This window comes from Bacteroides sp. 41_26, from assembly GCF_949740115.1.
Lineage (GTDB): Bacteria > Bacteroidota > Bacteroidia > Bacteroidales > Bacteroidaceae > Bacteroides > Bacteroides nordii.
Genome location: NZ_CATJGZ010000033.1, coordinates 20,814 through 46,987 on the forward strand (window position 1 = coordinate 20,814; position 26,174 = coordinate 46,987).

Annotated in this window: 16 protein-coding genes; 12 read left to right on the forward strand and 4 right to left on the reverse strand. The window is 43.0% G+C overall.

Annotation, left to right across the window (positions count from 1 at the left end; genetic code table 11):
• Nucleotides 1-56: 56 nt before the first annotated feature.
• The 12 genes from QX565_RS00590 (at nt 57) to rodA (ending at nt 21,380) form a co-directional block, all read left to right on the forward strand.
• Nucleotides 57-4,562, forward strand: coding sequence for a translocation/assembly module TamB domain-containing protein (locus QX565_RS00590; protein ID WP_289290624.1), 4,506 nt, complete (start codon nt 57-59; stop codon nt 4,560-4,562).
• Nucleotides 4,559-6,922, forward strand: coding sequence for a translocation and assembly module lipoprotein TamL (gene tamL / locus QX565_RS00595; RefSeq protein WP_289290625.1), 2,364 nt, complete (start codon nt 4,559-4,561; stop codon nt 6,920-6,922). The genes QX565_RS00590 and tamL overlap by 4 nt, the downstream gene beginning before the upstream one ends.
• A 170-nt stretch (nt 6,923-7,092) precedes the next feature.
• Nucleotides 7,093-7,995: a glycosyltransferase family protein gene (locus QX565_RS00600; protein ID WP_221650941.1), complete on the forward strand. Its 903-nt coding sequence runs from the start codon at nt 7,093-7,095 to the stop codon at nt 7,993-7,995.
• 100 nt (nt 7,996-8,095) lie between these two features.
• The gene (locus QX565_RS00605) at nt 8,096-9,505 is read left to right on the forward strand and encodes a S41 family peptidase (protein WP_289290627.1); all 1,410 of its coding nucleotides are present in this window, start codon (nt 8,096-8,098) and stop codon (nt 9,503-9,505) included.
• A 147-nt stretch (nt 9,506-9,652) separates the two neighbouring features.
• Nucleotides 9,653-11,614, forward strand: a complete 1,962-nt coding sequence (locus QX565_RS00610) for an ABC-F family ATP-binding cassette domain-containing protein (protein ID WP_289290630.1) — start codon at nt 9,653-9,655, stop codon at nt 11,612-11,614.
• Between the two features lie 164 nt (nt 11,615-11,778).
• Entirely contained in the window at nt 11,779-13,812 is a 2,034-nt protein-coding gene (locus QX565_RS00615; RefSeq protein ID WP_221650944.1) for a M13 family metallopeptidase, read from the forward strand.
• Between the two features lie 150 nt (nt 13,813-13,962).
• A complete protein-coding gene (gene purH / locus QX565_RS00620; RefSeq protein WP_221650945.1) occupies nt 13,963-15,486 on the forward strand; it encodes a bifunctional phosphoribosylaminoimidazolecarboxamide formyltransferase/IMP cyclohydrolase in 1,524 nt (507 codons plus the stop codon).
• 126 nt (nt 15,487-15,612) lie between these two features.
• Nucleotides 15,613-16,635, forward strand: a complete 1,023-nt coding sequence (locus tag QX565_RS00625; RefSeq protein WP_002562696.1) for a rod shape-determining protein — start codon at nt 15,613-15,615, stop codon at nt 16,633-16,635.
• A gap of 108 nt (nt 16,636-16,743) precedes the next feature.
• Nucleotides 16,744-17,586, forward strand: a complete 843-nt coding sequence (gene mreC, locus QX565_RS00630) for a rod shape-determining protein MreC (RefSeq protein ID WP_289290633.1) — start codon at nt 16,744-16,746, stop codon at nt 17,584-17,586.
• Nucleotides 17,586-18,083, forward strand: a complete 498-nt coding sequence (gene mreD / locus QX565_RS00635) for a rod shape-determining protein MreD (protein WP_002562694.1) — start codon at nt 17,586-17,588, stop codon at nt 18,081-18,083. The genes mreC and mreD overlap by 1 nt, the downstream gene beginning before the upstream one ends.
• A gap of 2 nt (nt 18,084-18,085) precedes the next feature.
• A complete protein-coding gene (locus tag QX565_RS00640; protein ID WP_289290636.1) occupies nt 18,086-19,942 on the forward strand; it encodes a penicillin-binding transpeptidase domain-containing protein in 1,857 nt (618 codons plus the stop codon).
• Nucleotides 19,923-21,380, forward strand: a complete 1,458-nt coding sequence (gene rodA, locus QX565_RS00645; protein WP_289290637.1) for a rod shape-determining protein RodA — start codon at nt 19,923-19,925, stop codon at nt 21,378-21,380. The genes QX565_RS00640 and rodA overlap by 20 nt, the downstream gene beginning before the upstream one ends.
• Nucleotides 21,381-21,465: 85 nt before the next feature.
• On the opposite strand, the gene gldH is transcribed toward rodA, so the two are convergent.
• The 4 genes from gldH to metF form a co-directional block, all read right to left on the reverse strand.
• Entirely contained in the window at nt 21,466-21,945 is a 480-nt protein-coding gene (gldH, locus tag QX565_RS00650) for a gliding motility lipoprotein GldH (protein ID WP_289290638.1), read from the reverse strand.
• Nucleotides 21,923-23,419, reverse strand: a complete 1,497-nt coding sequence (locus QX565_RS00655; protein ID WP_289290640.1) for a regulatory iron-sulfur-containing complex subunit RicT — start codon at nt 23,417-23,419, stop codon at nt 21,923-21,925. Before QX565_RS00655 ends, gldH begins: the two co-directional genes overlap by 23 nt.
• 76 nt (nt 23,420-23,495) lie before the next feature.
• Nucleotides 23,496-24,605 carry a DNA polymerase III subunit gene (locus QX565_RS00660; protein WP_289290641.1) on the reverse strand — a complete coding sequence of 370 codons (1,110 nt, stop codon included), beginning with the start codon at nt 24,603-24,605 and terminating at the stop codon, nt 23,496-23,498.
• 51 nt (nt 24,606-24,656) lie between these two features.
• Nucleotides 24,657-25,610 (reverse strand): methylenetetrahydrofolate reductase [NAD(P)H], encoded by a 954-nt coding sequence (gene metF / locus QX565_RS00665; protein WP_289290643.1) that lies wholly within the window; start codon nt 25,608-25,610, stop codon nt 24,657-24,659.
• Nucleotides 25,611-26,174 lie beyond the last annotated feature (564 nt).

The window sequence follows — 26,174 nt, forward strand, 5'->3', positions numbered from 1 at the left end:
TTTTCACGGATTTATTTGTTTACTTTGTATCTCTTTAAAGTATTGAAACACGCTTGATGAAACGAAAATGGATAAAATGGGTGAGTTGGATTCTACTCACTCCTATACTACTTTTTGTAGTACTAATGATACTGCTTTATGTGCCTCCCGTACAGAATTTTCTACGGAAGCAGGCTACTGCATATGCATCTCAGGCTACCGGCATGCAAATTAATGTCGGACGTATTGATCTTCGTTTCCCGTTAAACCTGTTGGTACGGGATGTAGAAGTCATACAGACTCCGGACACTTTACTCACATTGGCCAGTCTCAATGTACATGTACAGGCTATGCCCTTGTTTAAAGGGAAAATAGAGGTGGATGATATTACAATTCAGCGTGTAGCTGTCAATTCGGCTAACCTGATAGAAGGTATGCAGATTCGTGGTGTACTGGGACGTTTCTTCCTCGAAAGCCATGGTGTAGACCTTACTAACGAGGCAGCTGTTATAAATCGTGCAGAGCTTTCAGATACTCATATTGGACTTATTCTCACAGATACCACTACTACGGAAAAAACGGACACAGCTTCGGCACCTGTCAACTGGAAAGTAAACCTTCATGCACTTAATCTGAAAAATGTCTCTTTCAGTATGCAACTTCCTGCTGATTCTATGTGTATGGCTGCTCATGTAGATGAGGCGAGTGTCAATGATGTGTCTGCTGACCTTAAACAGCAGTTTTATGGTTTGCGGTCTTTTTTGCTGACAGGAGCTTCGGTCAATTATGATACAGGGAGTACCTTGCCTGCCGATGGGTTTGATCCTTCGCATATCGCTTTGCGTGATATTCGTATCGGCATCGATTCTGTTCTCTACCGGGGGCGTAATATGAACGCAGTCATTCGTGAATTCTCTATGAATGAGCGTTCGGGACTTAGTGTCACTTCTCTCACAGGACGTGTTTTTGCTGATAGTACGTTGATTCGTGTACCTTATTTCCGTTTGCTCACTCCCCATTCAGAAATGAATCTAACTGCTCAGACGTATTGGGAATTGGTAAATATTCCTACTACAGGGCGTTTGACAGCTCGTTTCAATGCTATTATAGGCAAACAGGATGTACTTTTGTTTGCCGGCGGATTACCCGATGCGTTTAAAGAGGCTTATCCCTTCCGTCCGCTTGTTGTTCAGGCGGGTACAGAAGGAAACCTGAAATCAATGCAAATTTCCCGCTTTAAGATTGATTTGCCCGGTGCTTTTTCACTGGATGGTGGCGGAGAACTATATAACCTGATGGATAGTGTCACTCGCTCTGCTGCTATTGATCTGAAGATGCGAACCGGAAACCTAAACTTCCTGACAGCGTTGGCAGATATGAAACCCGGAGCGCCTCTGGCTATTCCGGATAGTATGTTGCTCAATGCTCGTCTGGGGATGGAGGGATCTAAGTATGATGCTCGTTTGCAGCTGAAAGAAAAAGAAGGTAGGTTGAATCTTACTGCCAATCTTAATACAAATACCGAAGTATACAGTGCTGATTTGAAAATTGAAGATCTGCAGGTGAATCATTTTCTTCCGCATGATTCTATCTATGAACTGACCACCTCTCTCTCTGCCCGCGGACGTGGACTGGACTTTACTTCTTATCGGTCTGTTGCTACAGTCAATGCATCTGTAGATAAATTACATTATGCCGATTATAAGATTTCAGGTGTTGAGCTTTCAGGAGCTCTTAAGAACGCTGTTGCTACGGCGCAACTGACCAGTGACAATGCTCTGCTGAAGATGAAAGCCGATGCGGAATATCATTTAGCCCATCGTTATCCGGATGGAAAAGTAGAGTTGGATGTTACTTCTCTCGATACTGAAAAACTATTAGGTATCAGTTTGGGGAAAGATCCGGAAAAAATGTTGGCTTTTCAGTTTACCGGAGAAGTTCGCAAGGAACGTGTGTTTACTCATCTTACTTCCGGTGACTTGAAACTGAACCTTAGTGCTCATGCCGGATTAGAACCTTTGATTCGCCAGTCTACTCATTTTGCAGATATACTGATGAGGCAACTGGATAATAAAGAACTGGATCATGCAGAGTTGCGTAAAGCATTGCCTACCGCAATCTTTTCTTTCTCGGCAGGACGCAACAATCCGATGGCATGGTATCTTGCCACACAAAAAATATCGTATCAGGATGCTTCTGTCAAAATAGGCTGTGCACCCGATTGGGGAATTAATGGTAAGGCTTCTCTTCATGCACTCAAGATAGATACCTTGCAACTTGATACTATATTTCTGACTTTGAAGCAAGATACAAGCCATATTAATTTGTATGGCGGGGTAATCAATGGACCGAAGAATCCGCAAATCTCTTTTAAATCGATTCTTACAGGAGAAATACGTGACAAGGATGCCGAGTTGACCGCACAATATATTAATGATAAAGGAAAAACCGGACTGCTTTTCGGAGTCAATGCCAAGCCTCTTTATGGCGGTCGTGGTAAAGGGAACGGAATTGCCCTGACCCTGATACCGGAGGAGCCTATTATTGCTTTCCATAAGTTTCGCTTTGAGGAGCGTCACAACTGGATTTATCTACATAATAATATGCGTGTTTATGCTAATGTGGATATGCAGGATAGTGAAGGAATGGGGATCCGGATGCAGTCTTTGCCAAGTGATACTGTTTCGTTACAGAATATGGATGTCGAGTTGCGTCGTATCCGGCTGGATGAACTATTCAGTATCTTGCCGTATATGCCCGAAATTACCGGGTTACTTTCTGCCGAGGCCCACTACATACAAACGGAACACTCACTGGAGCTCTCTGCTGAGGCCAGTATTGATGAACTGACTTACGAGCGTCAACGTATTGGCGATGTTTCTTTGGGGGCTACCTGGCTTCCGGGTGAGGCTGGCAAGCAGTATGTTAATACGTACCTGACACATGAAGGTACGGAGATTATGGTTGCTGACGGAGCATTGTATCCTACCATTTCCGGGAAAGACAGTATTGTGGTAAACTCCACACTTGAGCACTTTCCGCTTACTATTGCCAATGTGTTTGTACCCGATCAGATGGTAACTCTTTCCGGTGATATGGATGGTGATTTGCATATTACGGGATATACTGATACTCCATTGATAAATGGTGGATTATCACTGGATAGTGTTTCTGTTTATGCACGCCAGGCAGATGCCCGGTTTACATTTGATAACCGTCCGATACAAGTACAGAATAATCGCATCGTATTTGATAAATTTGCTATTTATACTACCAGCAAGAATCCGTTCAGTATTGACGGTTATGTAGACTTTCGCGATATGAGCCGTCCGATGGCAAACCTGAAACTGTTTGCTGAGAACTATACATTGCTCAATGCCAAACGGACGAAGGAAAGTATGGTCTATGGTAAGGTGTTTGTTGACTTTGATGCTACGGTACGTGGTCCGTTGGAGGCACTTATGATGCGTGGTAATGTGAATTTGCTGGGCAATACGGATGTTACCTATGTACTTACTGACTCTCCACTCACAGTACAGGACCGGCTGAGTGATCTGGTGACTTTCACTTCGTTTGCAGATACCACTTCTTTAAATAAAGAAGAAGTACCGACCCTTTCTCTGGGCGGGCTGGATATGATAATGACTGTACACATAGATCCGGCTGTCCGTTTGAAGGCCGATTTAAGTGCAGACCGTAGCAGCCGTGTTGAGCTTGAAGGTGGAGGTGATTTGTCTTTGCAATATACGCCACAGGGAGATCTTACCCTTACCGGGCGCTATACCCTTTCCGGAGGTATGATGAAATATGCTCTTCCGGTTATTCCGTTGAAAGAGTTCCAGATACAGAACGGCAGTTATGTGGACTGGACGGGTAATCCGATGGATCCTTTGCTGAATTTCCGGGCTACGGAACGTATGCGGGCTTCTGTGTCGCAGGAGGATGGAACATCGCGAATGGTGAACTTTGATATTTCTATTGTTGTAAAGAATCGCCTTGACAATCTTTCATTAGCCTTTGAAATAGATGCACCCGATGATGCTTCGGTACAAAATCAATTGGCGGGAATGGGACCGGACGAACGTAGCAAACAGGCCGTGGCAATGTTGGCTACAGGTATATTCCTTGCCGATTCGGGTAGTGGCGGTGGCATGAACCTGAATATGGGAGCTGCCCTGAACTCGGTACTTGCCAGTCAGATTAATGCTCTTACCGGAAATATGAAGAATGCCAGTCTGTCGTTTGGTGTCGAAGACCATGATGATTCGGATGCCGGTGGTAAGCGGACGGATTATAGTTTCCGTTACTCACAGCGCCTCTTTAATGACCGTTTCCAGATTGTGTTGGGAGGTAAAGTTTCTACCGGAGCCAATGCTACCAATGATGTAGAATCGTTTATTGACAACATCTCTCTGGAGTATCGTCTGGATCAATCGGGGACACGTTATATCCGCCTGTTCCACAACAAGAACTATGAAAGTGTTTTTGAAGGTGAGATAACTGAGACCGGTATTGGCCTTGTACTTCGTAAGAAGATGGATCGTCTGAGTGAATTGTTTATTTTTAAAAAGAAGAAGAAATGAAAATAGTAAGAATAACCCGCAAACGAGGAATATCCCTATTTTTTATTGGCATATTGGCGTATTTTCTTATTGGCACATTATTCAGCTGTTCCACTACAAAACATTTGCCCGAAGGTGAAGTGCTGTACACGGGAAATAAAAATATTTTTAAGGATGCTTCTGCCACTCCTGTGGGTGAGACGGCTATCAGTGAGGTTACGGCTGCATTGGATAAAAGTCCGTCAACGAAGTTATTTGGTATTCTGCCTATCCCCTTCGGTATGTGGGTATATAATGACTTTGTGAAGTACGAGAAAGGTTTCGGTAAATGGATATTCAATCGTTTTGCTGCAAAACCAGTGTTTATTTCTACTGTAAATCCGGAAATTCGCGTCAAGGTAGCTACCAATTTACTGCATGATTATGGCTATTTCAATGGGAAAGTGACGCAACAAACCATTGTCAATCCGAAGGATAGCCTTAAAGCAAGAGTGGAATATACTGTGGAGATGCGTGATCCTTATTTTATTGATACAGTATATTATAGTCGCTTTACACCGCAAACCCTTCGTATTATGGAGCGGGGGCGCCGCCGTTCATTACTTACTCCGGGCGAGCAGTTTAATGTAAGTGATTTGGATGAAGAGCGCAATCGTATCAGTACTTTGTTACGTAATCTGGGATATTTCTATTTTCGTCCTGACTATATGACTTATCAGGCAGATACTACGCTTGTACCCGGTGGACATGTTAGTTTGCGGCTTAGCCCTGTACCGGGTTTGCCTGTAGCTGCACAGCGTCAGTATTATGTAGGAAACAAAACCGTTTATCTGATAGGTAAAAACGGGGAGCAACCGAATGACAGTATGGATTACCGGGGTATGAAGATACATTATTATAAGAAGATGCAGGTGCGTCCCAATATGCTTTACCGATGGCTGAATTATCAGGCTTATGTGAAGAATGACTCTTTGCGCAATTCGCAGCGTAGCCGTCTTTACAGTCAGTATCGCCAACAACGTGTGCAAGAGAAACTGGCACAGTTGGGAATTTTCCGCTACATGGATATGCAATATGTACCTCGAGATACAACGGCGGCTTGTGATACACTTGATGTTAGTCTGCAAGCTACGTTTGACAAACCACTGGATGCGGAACTGGAATTGAATGTTACTACAAAAAGTAATGATCAGACAGGGCCGGGAGCTTCTTTTTCCGTCACCCGTAACAATGTGTTTGGTGGTGGTGAAACCTGGAATGTGAAATTGAAAGGCGCTTATGAATGGCAAACCGGAGGGGGGAAAGGCTCTTCTTTATTGAACAGTTGGGAGATAGGAGCTTCAACTTCCCTTATGTTTCCACGTGTAGTGTTCCCTCGCTTTGGAGGACGGGAGTATGATTTCCCTGCTTCTACTACTTTTAAGTTGTATGCCGATCAGATGAACCGTGCAAAGTATTATAAGTTACTTTCTTTTGGTGGAAACGCAACGTATGATTTTCAACCGACTCCTACCAGCCGACATTCGCTGACTCCTTTCCGCCTGACGTTTAACGTGCTGCAACATCGTACAGAAGCCTTTGAGGAAGTTGCAGAAAAGAACAAGGCGTTATTACTTAGTTTGCAGGATCAGTTTGTTCCGGCTATGGAGTACACCTACACATATGATAACTCTTCGGTTCGCAGTGTACGCAACCCTGTCTGGTGGCAGACTACTTTTACTTCTGCTGGTAATATAACCTCTGGTATTTATCGTATATTCGGGCAGCCGTTTAGTGAGAAGAATAAGAAATTGCTGGGTGCACCGTTTGCCCAGTTCCTTAAACTGAATACAGATTATCGTTATCTCTGGAAGTTAGATCGTAATAATGCCATTGCTGCCCGTATAGCCGGAGGTGTTCTTTGGACTTATGGTAACTCGACAGTAGCTCCTTATAATGAACAGTTCTATGTGGGTGGTGCCAATAGTATTCGTGCCTTTACCGTACGTAGCATTGGCCCCGGTGGGTATCATCCCGAGAAGAGTGAGTTCTCTTATCTTGACCAGACCGGCGATATACGTCTCGAAGCAAATATCGAATACCGCTTTCGTATTTATAAAGACCTGCATGGTGCTGTATTTTTGGATGCCGGAAATGTGTGGCTGATGCGTTATGACCCTGAGCGTCCCGATGCACAGCTTCGTCTCAAAACATTTCCGAAGCAGGTAGCTCTTGGCACAGGTGCCGGATTGCGTTATGATCTTGATTTTCTGATCTTCCGCCTTGATTGCGGAGTTCCTTTACATGATCCGTATGATACAGGGAAATCCGGATATTACAATGTCAGAGGTGCATTTTGGAAACAGTTGGGGTTACACTTTGCTATCGGATACCCGTTTTAGAAGGGAGAGGGGAGAATGGAGAGGGGAGAAGTACTGTGCAGCGTGATAGCGCAGTCAACTGTCAATTGTCAACTAAATAAGCTTTCAATTTTCAACTTTCAACTAAAAAAGTTGTACATTTGCACCGTTATCACAACATTGACATTACTAACCTTTAATATTACACAGTTATGAAACCAACTTTATTTGTACTCGCTGCCGGTATGGGTAGCCGCTATGGGGGATTGAAACAACTTGACGGACTGGGTCCTAACGGCGAAACTATTATGGATTATTCTATCTACGATGCTATTCGTGGTGGATTTGGCAAGGTTGTTTTCGTCATCCGCAAAGATTTCGAGAAAGACTTCCGCGATAAAATTCTGAGTAAATATGAGAACCATATTCCGGTAGAGCTGGTATTCCAGGCACTGGATAATCTGCCCGAGGGCTTTACTTGCCCTGCCGATCGTGTGAAACCATGGGGAACAAACCATGCCGTACTGATGGGTAAAGATGTGATCAAGGAGCCATTTGCTGTTATCAATGCTGACGACTTCTACGGTCGTGACAGCTTTGCTGTACTGGGTGCTGCACTGAGCGAGATGGGCGGAAAGAAAGATGACTACTGCATGGTAGGCTATCGTGTAGGTAATACGTTGAGCGAAAGTGGTTCTGTTGCTCGTGGTGTATGCGAGACAAATGCAGACGGTTACCTGACTACGGTAGTTGAACGTACTGCTATCGAGCGCATAGATGGCAAAGTATCTTTCAAAGATGAAAACGGTGTGATGCAAACGATTGCTGACAATACTCCGGTTTCTATGAACATGTGGGGTTTCACTCCCGATTATTTTGAATATTCTGAAGAGTTCTTTAAAGATTTCCTCAAAGAGAATATGAGTAACCTGAAGTCGGAATACTTTATTCCATTAATGGTGAATAAGCTGATTAACGATGGAACTGCACGCGTGAAAGTATTGGATACCACTAGTAAATGGTTTGGTGTGACATATGCTGACGATCGTCAGGGTGTTGTAGACAAAATTCAGGCTTTGGTAGATGCCGGCGAATATCCTGCAAAACTATTCTAATCAACAGAAAATAACAGAAATAGGAAAGGGGAGAGCAGTAGCTTTTCCCTTTTTTTGTACCTTTGCCCCTTGTATATTCCAAACTAAAAGAAAGGTAGTTATGATTAAGTTTTCCGCATATTGCCAGGTGTGTCTGTTGCTGGGACTCCTGTGCGCTTTCTCTTCTTGTGAAAAGGATGATGATAAAAGCGATAAAGCTATCAATCAATGGATCGATGCCACTATGCGTAGCTGGTATCTTTGGTATAGTGATATCCCCGATAAAAAGCAGCTGAATTTTAATGCTGAGCCGGAAACATTCTTTCGTTCTCTTTTGTCAAAAGAAGATGGGAAGAATAATCCGCAGGTGTCTGGCGGACATTATTACTATTCTACGATAAAAAAGAAAACCACTTCCACAACGACACGGTCGTATATGGGCGGGGAACCTGCTTTGGGCTTTGAGTTTCAGAACTGGCAATTAGACAATACAGGCACAAAGTTTGCGGCCAATGTACTTTATGTATTGCCTGGTTCTCCGGCAGAGAAAAAGGGATTGAAACGTGGTGACTGGATACATAAGATAAACGGAACGGGGACTAATAATAGTAATATATATGATCTGTTGGGCAGTAAAACGGTTGTTCTGGCAGTTTCGGATAGTTGGAATAATTTTGTGACACATTCTATGGAACTGGTTCCGGCCCTGATAGAAGACAATCCGGTTTTACTGACAAAGGTTTATCAGGATGAGTCTACCGGAAATAAGAAGGTGGGGTATATGGTATACAATCATTTCACATCCGGCCCCGATGGCGATAAAGATACAACTTATGACAAACAGCTCCGTCAGCGGTTTGCCGAGTTTAAGGCAGAGGGAGTGGAAGAGTTTATTCTTGATCTCCGTTACAATGGTGGTGGTTTAGTAACATCTGCACAGCTGTTGGCCGAATTACTAGCTCCGAAATCTGCTTTGGGAGAAATATTCTGTAACCTGAAGTATAACGATAAACAGGATAAAACGGTTACTTACCGATTGGACAAGACGGATGAAAATCTGAACCTGCCCCGGTTGTTTATACTCACCGGTAATAGAACGGCTTCCGCTTCCGAAGCTGTGATTAACGGGCTTCGTCCTTTCTATAAAGTATATTTGCTGGGAGAGCAGACTGAGGGTAAGAATGTGGGATCTATTACGTTGACAAGTGATAAGTATGATTATGAACTGCATCCCATTGTTTGTAAAATATCCAATGCAGAGGGAAATTCTGAATATAAAGATGGTTTTATTCCTGATTGGAAGTTGGAAGGTAATGACCGGATGATACTTGGGCATATTGACTTGGGAGATAAAGACAATGATAAGTTACTGAATGTTGCTGTAGGTATGATTTCGGGACGGACTTCTATGATGAATGGAGATACCCGTTCATCAGCAGCGTCCAATGCTATCCCCGGTTATAGTTCTTTGGATAGAAAGGCGATGAATGGAGTGCAAATTCCCTTCACACCAGAGGATGTGGAGTGGTAGTGTGATATCTCAAATGAACCGAAAGAGTGAAGATGACCGTTTTACTGGGTGGAACTGACAGATGTCAGCAATTTACGGCCTAAACCCTTACTGGTTAAGGGATAATTTTCTATCTTTGTAGCCCAATATCAATTATTTATTAGCAAAGTGATATCAGTAGAAGGACTTACCGTAGAATTTAATGCCACGCCCTTGTTTTCGGACGTGTCCTATGTTATAAATAAGAAGGACCGTATAGCCCTGGTGGGTAAGAACGGTGCCGGCAAATCGACCATGCTTAAAATTCTGGCTGGTTTACAAAGCCCTACATCGGGTGTGATTGCTATTCCTAAAGAAGTCACGATAGGTTATCTGCCTCAGGTGATGATACTTTCTGACAAGCATACTGTAATGGAAGAAGCCGAACAGGCTTTTGAACATATTTTTCAGTTGCAGGCAGACCTGGAACGGATGAATCAGGAATTAGCAGACCGTACAGACTATGAATCAGAAGAATATCATAAGCTGATAGACCGGTTTACGCATGAGAATGACCGCTTTCTGATGATGGGCGGAACGAACTTTCGTGCCGAGATAGAGCGTACACTGTTGGGACTTGGTTTCTGTCGGGAGGATTTTGACCGTTTCACATCCGAGTTTTCCGGAGGTTGGCGTATGCGTATCGAGCTGGCCAAACTTCTGCTTCGTCGTCCGGATGTACTGCTATTGGATGAGCCAACCAACCACCTTGATATCGAGAGTATCCAATGGCTGGAAAACTTCCTGTCTACGCGTGCCAATGCCGTAGTGCTGGTCAGCCATGACCGGGCTTTCCTCAATAATGTCACTACCCGTACCATTGAGATCACCTGCGGACAGATCTACGATTATAAAGTGAAATACGACGAGTTTGTCGTATTGCGTAAAGAACGCCGTGAACAGCAGCTCCGTGCCTATGAGAATCAACAGAAACAGATACAGGACACTGAAGATTTTATCGAACGTTTCCGCTATAAAGCGACTAAAGCCGTGCAGGTACAGAGTCGCATCAAGCAACTGGAGAAAATAGAGCGCATTGAGGTAGATGAGGAAGATAATTCTGCCCTTCGTCTCAAATTTGTTTGCTCCAGCCGTAGTGGTAATTATCCCGTTATCTGTGAGGATGTCAGGAAAGCATACGGTGCTCATGTTGTTTTTCATGATGTCAACCTCACCATCAATCGGGGGGAGAAGGTTGCGTTTGTAGGAAAGAATGGTGAAGGAAAATCTACCCTGGTAAAGTGTATTATGGGAGCAATTACCGATTATGAAGGCAAACTCACCATCGGACATAATGTGCAGATCGGTTATTTTGCTCAGAACCAGGCACAGATGCTGGATGAGAATCTGACGGTATTCGATACGATAGACCGTGTGGCAACCGGAGATATTCGTCTTAAAATCCGCGATATTCTCGGCGCCTTTATGTTTGGCGGCGAAGCTTCGGACAAGAAGGTGAAAGTGCTTTCGGGTGGTGAACGTACGCGTCTTGCCATGATCAAGCTACTGCTTGAACCGGTGAACTTCCTGATCCTCGATGAGCCGACGAACCACCTGGATATGCGTTCAAAGGATGTGTTGAAAGAAGCGATTCGTGAGTTTGACGGTACGGTGATACTCGTCAGCCATGACCGCGACTTTTTGGATGGACTGGCAACTAAAGTTTATGAGTTTGGAGGTGGCCTTGTAAAAGAGCATATCGGAGGCATTTACGACTTCCTGCAGAAGAAAAAGATGGAAAGCCTGAATGAGCTGCAAAAGGGGCCGGCACTTTCAACGTCGCCTACCGGCGTAAAAGGAGATAGCATTTCCGAAGAAGAATCACCTTCGGACAATAAACTCTCTTATGAGGCCCAGAAGGAACTGAATAAAAAGATAAAGAAGCTCGAACGCCAAGTGGCCGATTGTGAAGAGGCGATAGAACAGACGGAATCTGCCATTGCCATTCTTGAAGAGAGGATGGCTACACCGGAAGGGGCTGCAAATATGGCTCTTTATGAACAACATCAGAAACTTAAACAACAACTTGACCGTACGGTGGAAGAGTGGGAGAAAGTTTCGATGGAACTGGAGAGAACTACCGGCGGGTAGTGAGGAGAGCTATAAAGTTGTAAGTTAAAGGGGTATAAAGTAGTAGAATTATAATAAGATGATGATATAAACGATATTATAATTACTGCCCATCCTACAATTCCGACCCTTACCACCTTTATAACTCTATAACCACCCTATAACATTATAACATTATATATAATATGAGAGTAAAGTATTTACCAATTCTTGCAATCTGCATGATGACTACAGGATGCAACAGCAGCAAGCAACAGGCCGCCCTTACGTCCGGCATAGATCTTGCCAACCTTGACACAATGGCTCTTCCGGGAACCGACTTTTATCAGTATGCCTGCGGCGGTTGGATGAAAAATCATCCGCTTACAGACGAGTATTCACGTTTTGGCTCATTTGATATGCTTGCTGAGAACAACCGTAAGCAACTTCGTGAAGTTATTGAGGAGCTGGCGTCTACTCAGCATGAAGCGGGTAGTATCGCTCAGAAAGTAGGTGACCTTTACAACATCGCTATGGACAGTGTAAAACTGAATCGTGAAGGTGCTACTCCTATTAAGGCAGAACTGGAAAAGATAGCTGCTTTGAAAGACAAATCGGAGGTTTATCCGATGATAGCAGAAATGCAGAAAAACGGTATATATCCCTACTTTGTTGTTTTCGTGAGTGCCGATGACATGAATAGTTCAATGAACCTGGTACAGACCTATCAGGGCGGTCTGGGGATGGGCGAACGCGACTATTATCTCGAAAACGATGATAAGACCAAAGAGATTCGCGATGCCTATCAGAAGCATATCGTTAAGATGTTCCAATTGGCTGGTTATGATGAAGCTGCTGCGCAGAAAGCAATGAAAGCTGTTATGAATATCGAAACCCGTCTGGCCAAATCAGCACGTTCTATGGTAGAGTTACGTGATCCGCATGCCAACTATAACAAGAAGGCGATGGCTGATGTGAAGAAGGAATATGCTCCTTTTGCATGGGATGTATTCTTTTCTACTCTTGGATTGAATAATCTGGAAGAGGTGAACATCGGTCAGCCAGGTTCACTTAAAGAAGTAAATGATATCATTAATACAGTTGCGTTGGAAGATCAGATTGCCTATTTGCAATGGAACCTTATAAACAGCGCTGCCAGTTACCTGAGCGATGACTTTATAGCGCAGAATTTTGATTTCTACGGAAAGACGATGTCTGGTAGAAAGGAAATGAAGCCGCGTTGGAAATCTGCAGTAAGTACGGTTGACGGTTCTTTGGGTGAGGCAGTGGGACAGATGTATGTAGAGAAATATTTCCCTGCTGCAGCCAAAGAACGTATGGTAGGGCTGGTGAAAAACCTGCAAACCTCTTTGGGTGAACGTATCAAAGAACTTACCTGGATGAGTGATGCGACCAAAGAAAAAGCACTGGAAAAACTGGCTACCTTCCATGTAAAGATCGGTTATCCGGATAAATGGAAAGATTACTCTTCTCTTGAAATCAAAGACGATTCCTATTGGGCTAACATAGAACGTGCCAACCAGTGGGAACATGCAGAGATGATAGCCAAAGCCGGTAAGCCGGTGGATAAGGATGAGTGGCTGATGACTCCGCAAACTGTAAATGCCTATTATAATCCGACTACCAATGAGATTTGTTTCCCGGCGGGTATTCTTCAGTATCCTTTCTTCGATATGAATGCCGATGATGCTTTCAATTATGGTGCTATCGGTGTAGTGATTGGCCATGAGATGACACATGGATTTGACGACCAGGGGCGGCAGTATGACAAAGAAGGTAATCTGAAAGACTGGTGGACTGAGGAAGATGCCAAAAATTTTGAAGAACGTGCACAAGTGATGGTTAATTTCTTTGACAGTATAGAGGTTGCTCCGGGTGTGCATGCCAACGGTCAACTTACATTGGGTGAGAATATCGCCGACCATGGTGGATTGCAGGTGTCTTTCCAGGCATTTAAGAATGCAACTGCCCAGACTCCTCTGAAAGATGAAAACGGTTTTACACCCGAACAACGTTTCTTCCTTGCCTATGCCAATGTGTGGGCAGGTAATATCCGTCCAGAAGAAATTCTTCGTTTGACTAAATTGGATGTACACTCATTAGGCAAATGGCGTGTGAATGGAGCGTTGCCTCAGATAGGTGCATGGTACGAAGCATTCGGTGTAACAGAGGAAAATCCGATGTTCCTTCCGGTTGACAAACGGGTGTCTATTTGGTAATAGATTTGTATAAACAATAGCGTATATAACAAAGCGCTGACTTTTAATCTTTTAAGTCAGCGCTTTTTTATTATTAATTCACACCTTGTTTATTACGCACGATAAACAATATTTCGTAACTTTGCGCATCAAATACTTAATAAGCAAACCATGTCTGAATCAAAAAGAATAAAAACCGCATTGGTATCGGTTTATCATAAGGAAGGTTTGGATGAAATTATCACCAAACTGCATGAAGAAGGAGTAGAGTTTCTGTCAACAGGTGGAACTCGTCAGTTTATCGAGTCATTGGGATATCCTTGTAAGGCTGTGGAAGATCTTACTTCTTATCCTTCCATCCTCGGAGGTCGCGTGAAGACACTTCACCCGAAAATCTTCGGGGGTATCCTTTGCCGTCGCGGACTGGAACAAGACATCCAGCAAATTGAGAAATATGAAATACCGGAAATAGATCTTGTGATTGTAGACCTCTATCCGTTTGAAGCAACCGTAGCATCGGGTGCTGATGAGGCTTCAATCATCGAGAAGATTGATATCGGTGGAATCTCACTGATTCGTGCCGCTGCTAAAAACTACAATGATGTAGTGATCGTTGCTTCTCAGGCCCAGTACAAGCCATTGCTCGATATGTTGATGGAGCATGGGGCTACCTCTTCACTCGAAGAGCGTCGTTGGATGGCTAAAGAAGCTTTTGCTGTTTCTTCACATTACGATTCGGCGATCTTCAATTATTTTGATGCAGAAGAGGGCTCGGCTTTCCGTCAGTCTGCCAATGATCAGAAGATGCTCCGTTATGGTGAGAACCCACATCAGAAGGGATATTTCTATGGAAACCTGGACGCTATGTTCGACCAGATTCATGGAAAAGAAATCTCTTACAACAATCTGTTGGATATCAATGCAGCTGTTGAACTGATTGATGAATTTGAAGATGTAACTTTTGCTATTCTGAAGCACAATAATGCTTGTGGACTGGCTTCACGTTCTACTGTGCTCGATGCATGGAAAGATGCGTTGGCCGGTGACCCGGTTTCTGCTTTTGGTGGAGTGTTAATCACGAATGCTGTAATTGATAAAGCAACTGCAGAGGAGATTAATAAAATATTCTTTGAAGTAGTGATTGCTCCGGATTATGATGTAGATGCACTTGAAATTCTGGGACAGAAGAAAAATCGTATTATTTTGGTTCGCAAGGAAGCTAAGCTGCCCAAGAAGCAGTTCCGCTCATTGCTGAACGGTGTGTTGGTACAGGAGAGAGATCTAAACATTGAAACCGTGGCCGACTTAAAGACCGTGACTGATAAAGCACCTGCTCCCGAAGAGGTAGAGGACATGCTGTTTGCCAATAAAATAGTGAAGAACAGCAAATCCAATGCCATCGTACTGGCTAAAAACAAACAGTTGTTGGCAAGTGGTGTAGGACAGACTTCACGCGTAGACGCTCTCAAACAAGCTATCGAGAAAGCTAAATCATTCGGATTTGATCTGAATGGGGCAGTGATGGCTTCGGATGCATTCTTCCCTTTCCCCGATTGTGTTGAAATTGCGGGTAATGAGGGAGTAACAGCAGTTATCCAGCCGGGTGGCTCTGTAAAAGATGAATTAACGTTCGAGTATTGTAATGAACATGGCATTGCAATGGTGACAACGGGGATTCGTCACTTTAAACACTAAAAGGATTTACGATTTGACGATTTACGATTTACAATTGAAGTTTGTTTCTTGTAAATCATAAATCTGAGAATTGTAATAAAGAGTAATATCAATCGTAAATTGTAAATAGTTAAATCGTAAATATACATGGGATTATTCTCTTTTACACAAGAAATAGCGATGGACCTGGGAACTGCCAATACCATCATCATTACCAATGGTAAGATTGTGGTGGACGAACCGTCAGTGGTAGCTTTGGACCGTCGTACTGATAAGATGATTGCCGTGGGTGAGAAGGCAAAGATGATGCATGAGAAAACTCACGAAAATATACGTACCATCCGTCCGCTCCGTGACGGTGTAATTGCTGATTTCTATGCCTGTGAACAGATGATGCGCGGACTTATCAAGCAGGTGAATACCCGTAGCCATTTATTCTCTCCTTCTCTCCGCATGGTTATCGGAGTGCCTTCGGGTAGCACAGAGGTTGAGCTTCGTGCTGTTCGTGACTCTGCAGAGCATGCCGGAGGACGCGATGTCTATCTGGTATTTGAGCCTATGGCGGCAGCTATTGGTATTGGTATTGATGTAGAAGCTCCCGAAGGAAATATGATTGTTGATATAGGTGGAGGTTCTACTGAAATTGCTGTTATTTCACTGGGGGGGATTGTTTCTAATAATTCCATCCGTATTGCCGGCGATGATCTTACCGCTGATATTCAGGAATACATGAGCCGCCAGCATAACGTGAAGGTTAGTGAGCGTATGGCAGAGCGTATTAAGATTAATGTAGGTGCTGCTCTTACTGAATTGGGTGATGATGCTCCCGAAGATTATATCGTTCACGGACCGAATCGTATTACTGCACTTCCGATGGAGGTACCTGTATGTTATCAGGAAGTAGCTCACTGTCTGGAAAAATCTATTTCTAAGATTGAAACAGCCGTGCTGAGTGCATTGGAAAATACACCTCCCGAATTGTATGCCGATATTGTTCACAATGGAATCTATCTGGCAGGTGGTGGCGCATTGCTCCGTGGCCTTGACAAACGTCTGACGGACAAAATCAATATTCCTTTCCACATAGCCGAAGATCCTCTTCATGCAGTGGCAAAAGGAACAGGAGTGGCATTAAAGAACATTGACCGCTTCTCGTTCTTAATGAGATAAATAATGTAATAATGTGCCAATATGCCAATGTGCCAATTACCATGCGGTATTATAGCGCGGCCAATTGGCACATTGGCATATTAGCATATCGACACATTATTAATAATTATGCGGAATTTACTGAACTTCCTTCTTAAGTATAATTACTGGTTCCTCTTCATTTTGTTGGAGGTGGTCTGTTTTGTTCTATTATTTCGCTTTAATAACTACCAGCAGAGTGTTTACTTCACTTCTGCCAATGTTGTTACCGGTAAGGTCTATGAGGTTTCGGGAAGTATCTCTTCTTATTTTCATCTGAAGTCAGTAAACGAAGATTTGCTTGATCGCAATATGTTGCTTGAACAGCAGATAACCAATCTGGAGAATGCATTGCGGGAGTATCAGGTCGATTCTCTTGTTGTAAACAGTATCCGGAATCTTGATAATAAGGACTATCAGCTATTCAAGGCACATGTTATTCGGAATAGTTTGAATCAGGCAGATAACTACATTACATTGGATAAAGGTTCCTCTTCCGGCATTCGACCCGAGATGGGAGTGGTGGATGGAAACGGGGTTGTAGGTATTGTATATAAAACATCTCCCAACTATTCACTTGTTATTTCAGTATTGAACAGTAAATCGAGTATAAGTTGTAAAATTGTAGGCAGTGAGTATTTCGGTTATCTGAAATGGGAGCATGGTGACTCACGTTATGCCTATTTGAAAGATCTGCCCCGTCATGCCGAATTTAATTTAGGAGATACGGTAGTGACCAGCGGGTATTCCACTGTTTTTCCGGCAGGTGTTATGGTCGGTACAGTAGACGATATGTCCGATTCCAATGACGGACTTTCTTATTTACTAAAGATTAAACTGGCTACGGACTTCGGAAAACTGAGTGATGTGAGAGTGATTGCCCGGACCGGGCAAATGGAACAGCAGGAACTTGAAAATATGAGTACGAAGTAATGATGATACACTATATACACAGGATGGGATGGTTTGTGGGATTGGTCCTTCTTCAGGTACTGATTCTTAACAATGTTCATATTGCGGGCTATGCCACTCCTTTCTTATATGTCTATTTCATCTTGAAATTTGCTTCCGGCACTTCCCGGAACGAATTGATGTTATGGGCTTTCTTCTTAGGACTAACCATAGATATATTTTCCAATACTCCGGGGATGAATGCGGCGGCAACTGTATTTCTGGCTTTTGTGCGTCCCACATTTCTGCGATTGTTTACTCCGCGTGATACATTAGACAGCATCATACCTTCCATCCGGACGATGGGGATTGCTTCTTTTCTGAAGTTTACGGTGACAAGTGTTTTTGTGCATCATCTGATCCTGCTCACTATCGAGTTCTTTTCATTTTCCAGCATACCGCTGTTGTTGCTAAGGGTAGTTGCATGTACCCTGCTGACTGTTACGTGTATTATGGCTGTTGAAGGAATAAGGAGATAGGCATGGCAAAAGATTATGTATTAGAGAAACGAAAATTTGTTATTGCAGGAACTGCTATTTGTATTGTACTTATCTATATAGTACGGCTTTTCTTTTTGCAGATATCCACCGATGATTATAAAAAGAATGCTGACAGTAATGCTTTTCTGAATAAGATACAGTATCCTTCGCGTGGGGCAATGTATGATCGTAACGGTAAATTGCTTGTTTTCAATCAGCCGGCATATGATATAACGATTGTTCCCAAAGAAATAGAAAACCTGGATACACTTGATTTGTGCCAGACGTTGAATATCACGCGGGAGCAGTTTCTGAAAATCATGTCCGACATGAAAGATCGCCGGAGGAATCCGGGCTATTCAAGATATACCAATCAGGTATTCATGTCCCAGTTATCTGCCGAAGAGTGTGGGGTATTCCAGGAAAAACTGTTTAAGTTTCAGGGATTTTACATCCAGCGGCGTACCATCCGGCAGTATACCTATAATTCTGCTGCTCATGCTTTGGGAGATATTGGCGAGGTATCAATGCGTGATATTGAAAATGATGATTATTACATCCGTGGAGATTATATCGGTAAGCAGGGAGTAGAAAAATCCTATGAGAAATACCTTCGTGGCGAGAAAGGGGTTGAAGTTTTGCTTCGAGATGCTCACGGACGTATTCAGGGGCATTATATGGATGGTCAGTTCGATCGTCCTTCCATACCGGGTAAGAATCTCACTTTAGGACTGGATATTGATCTGCAGATGCTGGGCGAACGCTTGCTGAAGAATAAAATCGGAAGTATTGTTGCCATTGAACCCGAAACAGGAGAAATTTTATGTCTGGTTTCCTCCCCTGATTTTGATCCGCATCTGATGATTGGGCGGCAACGGGGTAAGAATCACTTGATGCTGCAACGGGACAAGCGTAAGCCTCTGTTGAATCGTGCTTTGATGGGAGCTTATCCTCCGGGATCAACCTTTAAAGCTGCTCAGGCATTAACTTTCTTACAAGAAGGGATTATTCAGGAAAATACTCCGGCATTCCCATGCTATCATGGATTTATATATGGGAGTTTAAAGGTGGGATGTCATGCTCATGGTTCTCCATTACCACTGGTGCCGGCGTTGGCTACTTCCTGTAACTCTTATTTCTGTTGGGGATTGTTTCGTATGTTTGGTGACCGTAAATATGGTTCGCCGCAAAATGCTATAACAGTTTGGAAGGATCATATGGTGTCTCAGGGCTTCGGTTATAAGTTAGGCGTAGATTTGCCCAGTGAAGGACGAGGGTTGATACCCAATGCTGCATTTTATGATAAGCCTTACAAGGGGCGCTGGAACGGATTGACTGTGATCAGTATTGCTATCGGGCAAGGGGAGATTCTGGCCACTCCTTTGCAAATCGCAAATTTGAGTGCAACGATTGCCAACCGAGGACATTTTATCACTCCACATATTGTGAAAGAGATTCAGGACAATCAGCTTGACAGTATTTACCGGACTCCCCGCGTGCCCACCATTGACCGCATACATTATGAAGAGGTAGTGAAGGGAATGCGTGCTGCTGTAACGGGGGGAACCTGTAGAATAGCCGGTTATATGTTTCCCGAAGGGGAGATATGCGGTAAAACGGGTACGGCGCAGAATCGTGGGCACGACCACTCTGCCTTTATGGGATTTGCTCCGATGAACAATCCCAAGATAGCCATTGCAGTCTATGTGGAGAATGGAGGGTTTGGTGCAACCTATGGTGTACCTATTGGTACTTTGATGATAGAACAATATTTGAATGGAAAACTTTCTCCGGCCAGTGAAGCAAAGGCGGCAGAGTTTAGCGATAGAATTATAATGTATGGTGACGAGGAACGATAGTTTATGGAAAACGCTGGATTGGGTAACAATTGCTATTTACCTGCTCCTTATTATTGCCGGATGGTTCAGTGTTTGCGGAGCCAGTTATGACTATGGCGATCGGGACTTCCTTGATTTTTCTACCCGTGCCGGTAAGCAGTTTATGTGGATTATCTGCTCATTTGGTCTGGGATTTATCTTACTGATGCTCGAAGACAGGATGTATGATATGTTTTCCTACATTATATATATAGGAATGATGCTTCTGCTCGTGGCTACCATATTTATTGGTAGTGATATTAAAGGTTCCAATTCATGGATCAAACTTGGGCCTGTAAATCTTCAACCGGCAGAGTTTGCTAAGTTTGCCACTGCTCTGGTGTTAGCCAAATATATCAACTCCTATTCCTTTAATATCAGGAAAGGGAAGTGTTTTCTGGCACTGCTTGCCTTTATCATGCTTCCTATGATACTGATTATTCTGCAAAAGGAAACGGGATCTGCACTGGTATATCTGGCTTTTTTTCTGGTGCTTTATCGTGAAGGCATGCCGGGAGTCGTACTCTTTTCCGGTGTGTGTGCTGTAGTCTATTTTGTTGTTGGTATACGTTTTGATCAGGTATTTATAGCCGATACGCCTACTCCCATCGGAGAGTTTTCAGTTCTGTCTATGGTGTTGTTGTTTGCCGGTGGCATGGTGTGGGTTTATAGAAGGAAGTGGAAGCCGATGCGGAATATCATTGCAGGTAGCTTGATTGTGATGCTTCTTGCTTTCCTCATCTCGGAATATATTGTACCTTTTAATCTGGTATGGGTACAATGGGTGCTTTGTGTTGCTGTGGTTGGGTATCTGATGTTTCTCTCTTTGAGTGAACGCCAGAAATCTTATATGCTTATCGGATTGTTTGCTATTGGATCTGTCGGTTTCCTCTATTCCAGCGATTATGTTTTCGATAATATCCTCGAACCACATCAGCAGATTCGTATTAAAGTTGTGCTGGGTATGGAAGAAGACCTGACCGGTGCCGGGTATAATGTAAACCAATCAAAAATTGCTATTGGTTCCGGTGGCCTTACAGGGAAAGGATTCCTGAATGGTACACAGACAAAGTTGAAGTATGTTCCCGAGCAAGACACTGATTTTATCTTTTGTACGGTAGGTGAAGAGCAGGGCTTTGTTGGATCATCTATTGTGCTACTGCTGTTTTTGGCACTGATATTACGGCTTATTGCAGTGTCCGAACGGCAACCTTCTGCTTTTGGGCGTGTATATGGGTATTCGGTAGTTAGTATATTCCTTTTCCATATCTTTATTAATATTGGTATGGTACTTGGATTGACACCTGTGATTGGTATCCCATTGCCTTTCTTTAGTTATGGAGGTTCTTCTCTGTGGGGATTTACAATTTTGCTTTTTATTTTCCTGCGGATTGATGCAGGGCGCGGAAGGAGACTGTAAAGAAGGGAGAGGGGAGAATTGAGAAGGGAGAAGTACTATGCAGCGTGATAGCGCAGCTCACTTCTCCCTTCTCACTTCTCCCTTCTCACTTCTCCCCTCTCCCTTCAATTTTGACCCCTACGTCATTGATACCTTTCAGCAGTTCATCCTGCATTCCGTGTGTTATTTTAAAGGTATAATTTCCCGGATGCCGGACAATGGCAGAGCCGATAGGCAAAGTTGATTGAAATAAACTTCCCCAGCCGGTACCATTCCACTTGCCTTCTTTGTCTGCGAGGATAAGCAGTAACGTATCTGTTTTCCATACCGTGCTGTCTTCAAGATTGTGACTGACAGTTAAGTAGATATTCCGGTAAGCGTAATTACTTTCATTACGTATTTCTGCAGATAGCCGGAGTAGGGCTAACGAATCTTTGATCGGGACATTGAAAAAGAGTGTATCACTCTTTTTCCATCCTTCTGTGGGTATGGATTGGTAAGAGTGATACACAGTATTTTCGTTGCAAGCGGCTGTCAGGCAGGTAGCTAACAGAAGCCATATACTATTCCTGAGTAGGTTTTTCATTTCTCTCTTTAGCTGGCTTCTCGTTGTTTTGTGGTCTTTCTCCATTCTGCGGTTTTTCTCCGTTTTGTGGTCTTTCTCCACGTCTGTCATTATTATTACGTGGACGATTGTTGTTTTTCGGACGATCGTTACGTGGACGTTGTTGCTCACCACTATTATTGGATTGTGGCGTTTGTTGCTGTCCTTCTGCATTATTCTGTTGCGGACGATTAGGGCGTGGTCCGTTTTCCCGTTGTGCAGGTCGTTCCGGGCGAGTGTTGGTTTCCTGCTGTGAACGTCCCGGACGATTGCCATTATCTTGTTGCGGACGTCCTGTTCTTCCTTCAGCTTCTTGCTGCGGACGATTCGCATTGTTCTTTTTCTTCTTTCTGTTACGGTTTCCACCTTCGGCTCCTTCTTTTCCTTCCTTTCGGCGACGATCACGATCAAAGCGAGTCAAACTTTCCTGTTCTACCAGATCAACCGGTTTTTTAGGTTCTTGTTTGTGCTCTTCTTCCAGTAAACTTTCCGGTTTAGCACCTCTTTTGTTCATTCCGATGACTTCAAAAGCCCTTTTACCACTAATAGTTACCAAATTAGCGGGGAAATTTTTATCGGTAGAGTAGGAGATCTGATTACTTAAAATATCCGCTTTGAAGAAATAGAACGTTCCGTCTTTTGTTTCTAATTCAATTTCTTTAGAAGGCAGGCGCTTCTGTGCTTCTACATAGCAATCTACTTCGTAGTTCAGGCAACATTTCAGCTTGGCACATTGTCCGGCAAGTTTCTGCGGGTTAAGTGAAATGTCCTGATAGCGGGCTGCACTTGTAGATACGGATACGAAACTGGTCATCCAGGTAGCACAGCATAATTCACGTCCACAAGGACCGATACCACCGATACGTCCGGCTTCCTGACGTGCACCAATCTGCTTCATTTCGATACGGACACGAAATGCTTCTGCCAGTACTTTGATCAATTGGCGGAAGTCTACCCGTTCGTCCGCAATATAGTAGAAAATGGCTTTATTACCATCTCCCTGATATTCAACGTCTCCTATTTTCATATCCAGATTCAGGCTGGATGCAATCTGACGTGAGCGAATCATTGTAGCGTGCTCTTTAGCTTTTGCTTCATCAAACTTTTCCATGTCCACCGGTTTGGCTTTGCGGTAGATACGTTTAATTTCTGCATCTGGCTTAATGTTTGCTTTTCGCATTTGCAATGGAACGAGGCGTCCCGTCAGTGTTACTACACCGATATCATGCCCAGGCGTTGCTTCGACGGCTACTACGTCACCCTTTTCTAACTTAATTTTATTACTGTTTCGATAGTATCCCTTACGAGTGTTCTTGAACTGAACCTCCACCATGTCACTCTCCTCAGCATTGCCTGGTATATCTGCCAGCCAATCGTAGGTGTTCAATTTATTATCTTGTCGGGAGCAACTTTTGCAGCAAAGGCTACCGCTCCCATTATGTAACTTAAAATCCATCTATATATTTACAATTTTACAATTTACAATTTACTGAATTAACTCTTCCTTCTCCCCTCTCCATTCTCCCTTTTTTTTAGCTCTTCAACAGTACAATCATTTTCAACGAGAAGTCGAAGAATACCATTTTGGCATTCACATTCTGTTCGATATGTTGTTGCGCTTCACTCAACTCATCCATGATGCCCATCACATTTCGCTCATTGACGAACGGTGCAAAGCGGGTTGAAAAATTTTGTTCATCGGGCGTCATATAGACTAATTCTTTCTGATGCAGGTTGTATATGAAGTTTTCTCTTATCATTCGCTGACAGTAAGATAAGAAATTCTTCTGACGTTCGCGCCCCAGAGCAGCCACTTGTTCACTCCATAGTTTCATTTCCCGTATTTTCCGTTGATAGGAGAGTCGCATCAGGTTGACAAAGAGCTCAAAGAATAACTGGCTCTCTTTATTCAGATGAATTGTTTCGAGGGCTTTGATAAAATTCCCGTTTGCCAGGTGGGCGATAGTTGCGCTGGTTGCCTGCTGTACACCATATTTCTGTTGAAGCACTTGCGCTATGCTTGCTTCATCTATCTTGCGGATGTTGAAACGTTGTGTTCGACTTAATATGGTTGGCAGAATCAAGTCCGGTGCCTCGGAAACCAAGAGGAAAACTGTTTTCTCGGGTGGTTCTTCTAGAAGCTTCAGTAGCTTGTTGGAGCAAGCTAGTTGCATCTTCTCCGGCAACCAGATTATTGTGATTTTAAATCCACCTTCGCTTGATTTCAAGCTGAGCTTCTTCATTATTTCATCACTTTCCTTGGTATAGATGACGGCTTGTGCATTTTCTGCATTAATCTCATTCAACCAATGATTAAGATTGAAATACGAATTATTTAATACCATCCGCCGCCATTCTACTATATAGTCGTCACTTCGCCCGGACTTCACAACAGGAAAAACAAAGTGTACATCCGGGTGTACCAGCTTACTGAACTTCACGCATGACGGACAAACTCCACAGGCATCCGTTGCACCACGATTGGTACAGCTGATATAGCGTGCATATGCCAAGGCCAGAGGTAATTTACCTACTCCTTCCGGCCCGCAAATAAGCTGTGCATGTGGAATACGACCTTCATTTACTTCCTGAATAAGTCGTTGCTTTGTTTCTTCTTGTCCGATTACGTCTTTAAAAAACACAATTCTATTTATTATTTAATCGTTCACAAATTATGAATCACAATTCATGATTCAATAAATCTCTTTAGCAACCTCTTTAATGCTGTCCACGGCACCAATAGAGTAGAAATGGATACTTGATACTCCATGTGTCATCAGTTCCCGGCATTGCTTAACACACCATTCTACACCTACTTGCTGTACCTCTGCCTCATTTTTACATTTCAGTGCTTCCTTCACCAGATCATCCGGAAGATCCACTTTGAAGGTTTTGGGTATCATACTTAGTTGTGAAGTCTTTTTGAAAGGTTTTATTCCCGGAATAATAGGAATATTGATGCCTTCCCGTTTGGCTTTCTCTACAAAGTCGAAGTATTTCTGATTGTCATAGAAAAGCTGGGTTACGGCATATTCAGCTCCGGCCTCTACTTTTTTCTTCAACCAATAGATATCCGAATCCATGTTAGGAGCTTCTTCATGTTTCTCAGGATAGCAAGCCACACCATATGAAAATGGAGTATTGGTAACTTTCATTTCCGATCCGTCAACGAAGATACCTTTATTGAAATTATTGATTTGTTCCTGCAATTCGATAGCATGATAATAACCGTCTCCTTCGGGAGTGAACACCGATTCGTGTTTTGCTTTGTCTCCACGGAGTACCAACAGGTCAGTTATGCCCAGAAATTGAAGATCGAGCAGTACATATTCTGTCTCTTCACGGGTAAAGCCACTACATAAGAGATGTGGGACTACTGTGATATTGTATTTATTCTGAATGGCAGCGGCTACGGCTACTGTTCCCGGACGTCTTCTTAGTCTGTTACGTTGAAATAATCCGTTACCCAGATCTTTGTACACATATTCACTCCGGTGTGTTGTTATATTGATATATTTAGGGTCGAATTCACGCAATGTATCAATATCCCGGCATAATTTCTCAATCCCTGTACCTTTCAGAGGGGGGAGGATTTCAAAAGAAAAAGCTGTTTTCTCGTTGCTATGTATAAGGTCTATTACTTTCATTTATTCAGTTATTCTTCTTGGCTTCTGTGTAGAAGCGTGCATATTGGGACAAAAATACGAAAAAAGAAAGATTTTCTTTCGTTTGAGCTGAAATAGTTTCGTATTTCTCGATAAGGAGAGATATAAAATGATATTTTCACTTTATAAGTGTCTTTGTTGATTTCTTTTTTGGATCTATTTTTTGTTTTATGTATTTTCTCATAACTGTTTTTAAAGTTTGAAGGTGTATGCCTTTTAATTTGACTGTCGAATATGAAACCATTTTGCTCTTTTGTTTGGGGTTACTTTTAGAAAATAGATAGTTGTGCTTTTGTGAGATTCACTGTGAATTATGATATAATGTAATTGTTTCAAAAAAGAAAAATAGAAAGATGTTATACATAGATGGCATTGATAAGGCTTATTCTGCTTGTTTTTGTCCTTATATTTTGAGTCGATTTTAATATTGTCCTTATAAATATATGTTTGTTTTCAATAAAAAAAGTGTACATTTATTATTTTTTGTAATCTATTGCTATTCAGCGCGTTGCTATTTTTGTTTTTTCCTCTACCATTATCTTTGCC

Coding starts and splice junctions, on each gene's coding strand:
- QX565_RS00655 (WP_289290640.1), bottom strand. CDS start 23,419: ATGGATTTTAAGTTACATAATGGGAGCGGTAGCCTTTGCTGCAAAAGT.
- rodA (WP_289290637.1), top strand. CDS start 19,923: ATGGTGACGAGGAACGATAGTTTATGGAAAACGCTGGATTGGGTAACA.
- purH (WP_221650945.1), top strand. CDS start 13,963: ATGTCTGAATCAAAAAGAATAAAAACCGCATTGGTATCGGTTTATCAT.
- gldH (WP_289290638.1), bottom strand. CDS start 21,945: ATGAAAAACCTACTCAGGAATAGTATATGGCTTCTGTTAGCTACCTGC.
- mreC (WP_289290633.1), top strand. CDS start 16,744: ATGCGGAATTTACTGAACTTCCTTCTTAAGTATAATTACTGGTTCCTC.
- tamL (WP_289290625.1), top strand. CDS start 4,559: ATGAAAATAGTAAGAATAACCCGCAAACGAGGAATATCCCTATTTTTT.
- QX565_RS00605 (WP_289290627.1), top strand. CDS start 8,096: ATGATTAAGTTTTCCGCATATTGCCAGGTGTGTCTGTTGCTGGGACTC.
- QX565_RS00590 (WP_289290624.1), top strand. CDS start 57: ATGAAACGAAAATGGATAAAATGGGTGAGTTGGATTCTACTCACTCCT.
- mreD (WP_002562694.1), top strand. CDS start 17,586: ATGATGATACACTATATACACAGGATGGGATGGTTTGTGGGATTGGTC.
- metF (WP_289290643.1), bottom strand. CDS start 25,610: ATGAAAGTAATAGACCTTATACATAGCAACGAGAAAACAGCTTTTTCT.
- QX565_RS00615 (WP_221650944.1), top strand. CDS start 11,779: ATGAGAGTAAAGTATTTACCAATTCTTGCAATCTGCATGATGACTACA.
- QX565_RS00640 (WP_289290636.1), top strand. CDS start 18,086: ATGGCAAAAGATTATGTATTAGAGAAACGAAAATTTGTTATTGCAGGA.
- QX565_RS00600 (WP_221650941.1), top strand. CDS start 7,093: ATGAAACCAACTTTATTTGTACTCGCTGCCGGTATGGGTAGCCGCTAT.
- QX565_RS00625 (WP_002562696.1), top strand. CDS start 15,613: ATGGGATTATTCTCTTTTACACAAGAAATAGCGATGGACCTGGGAACT.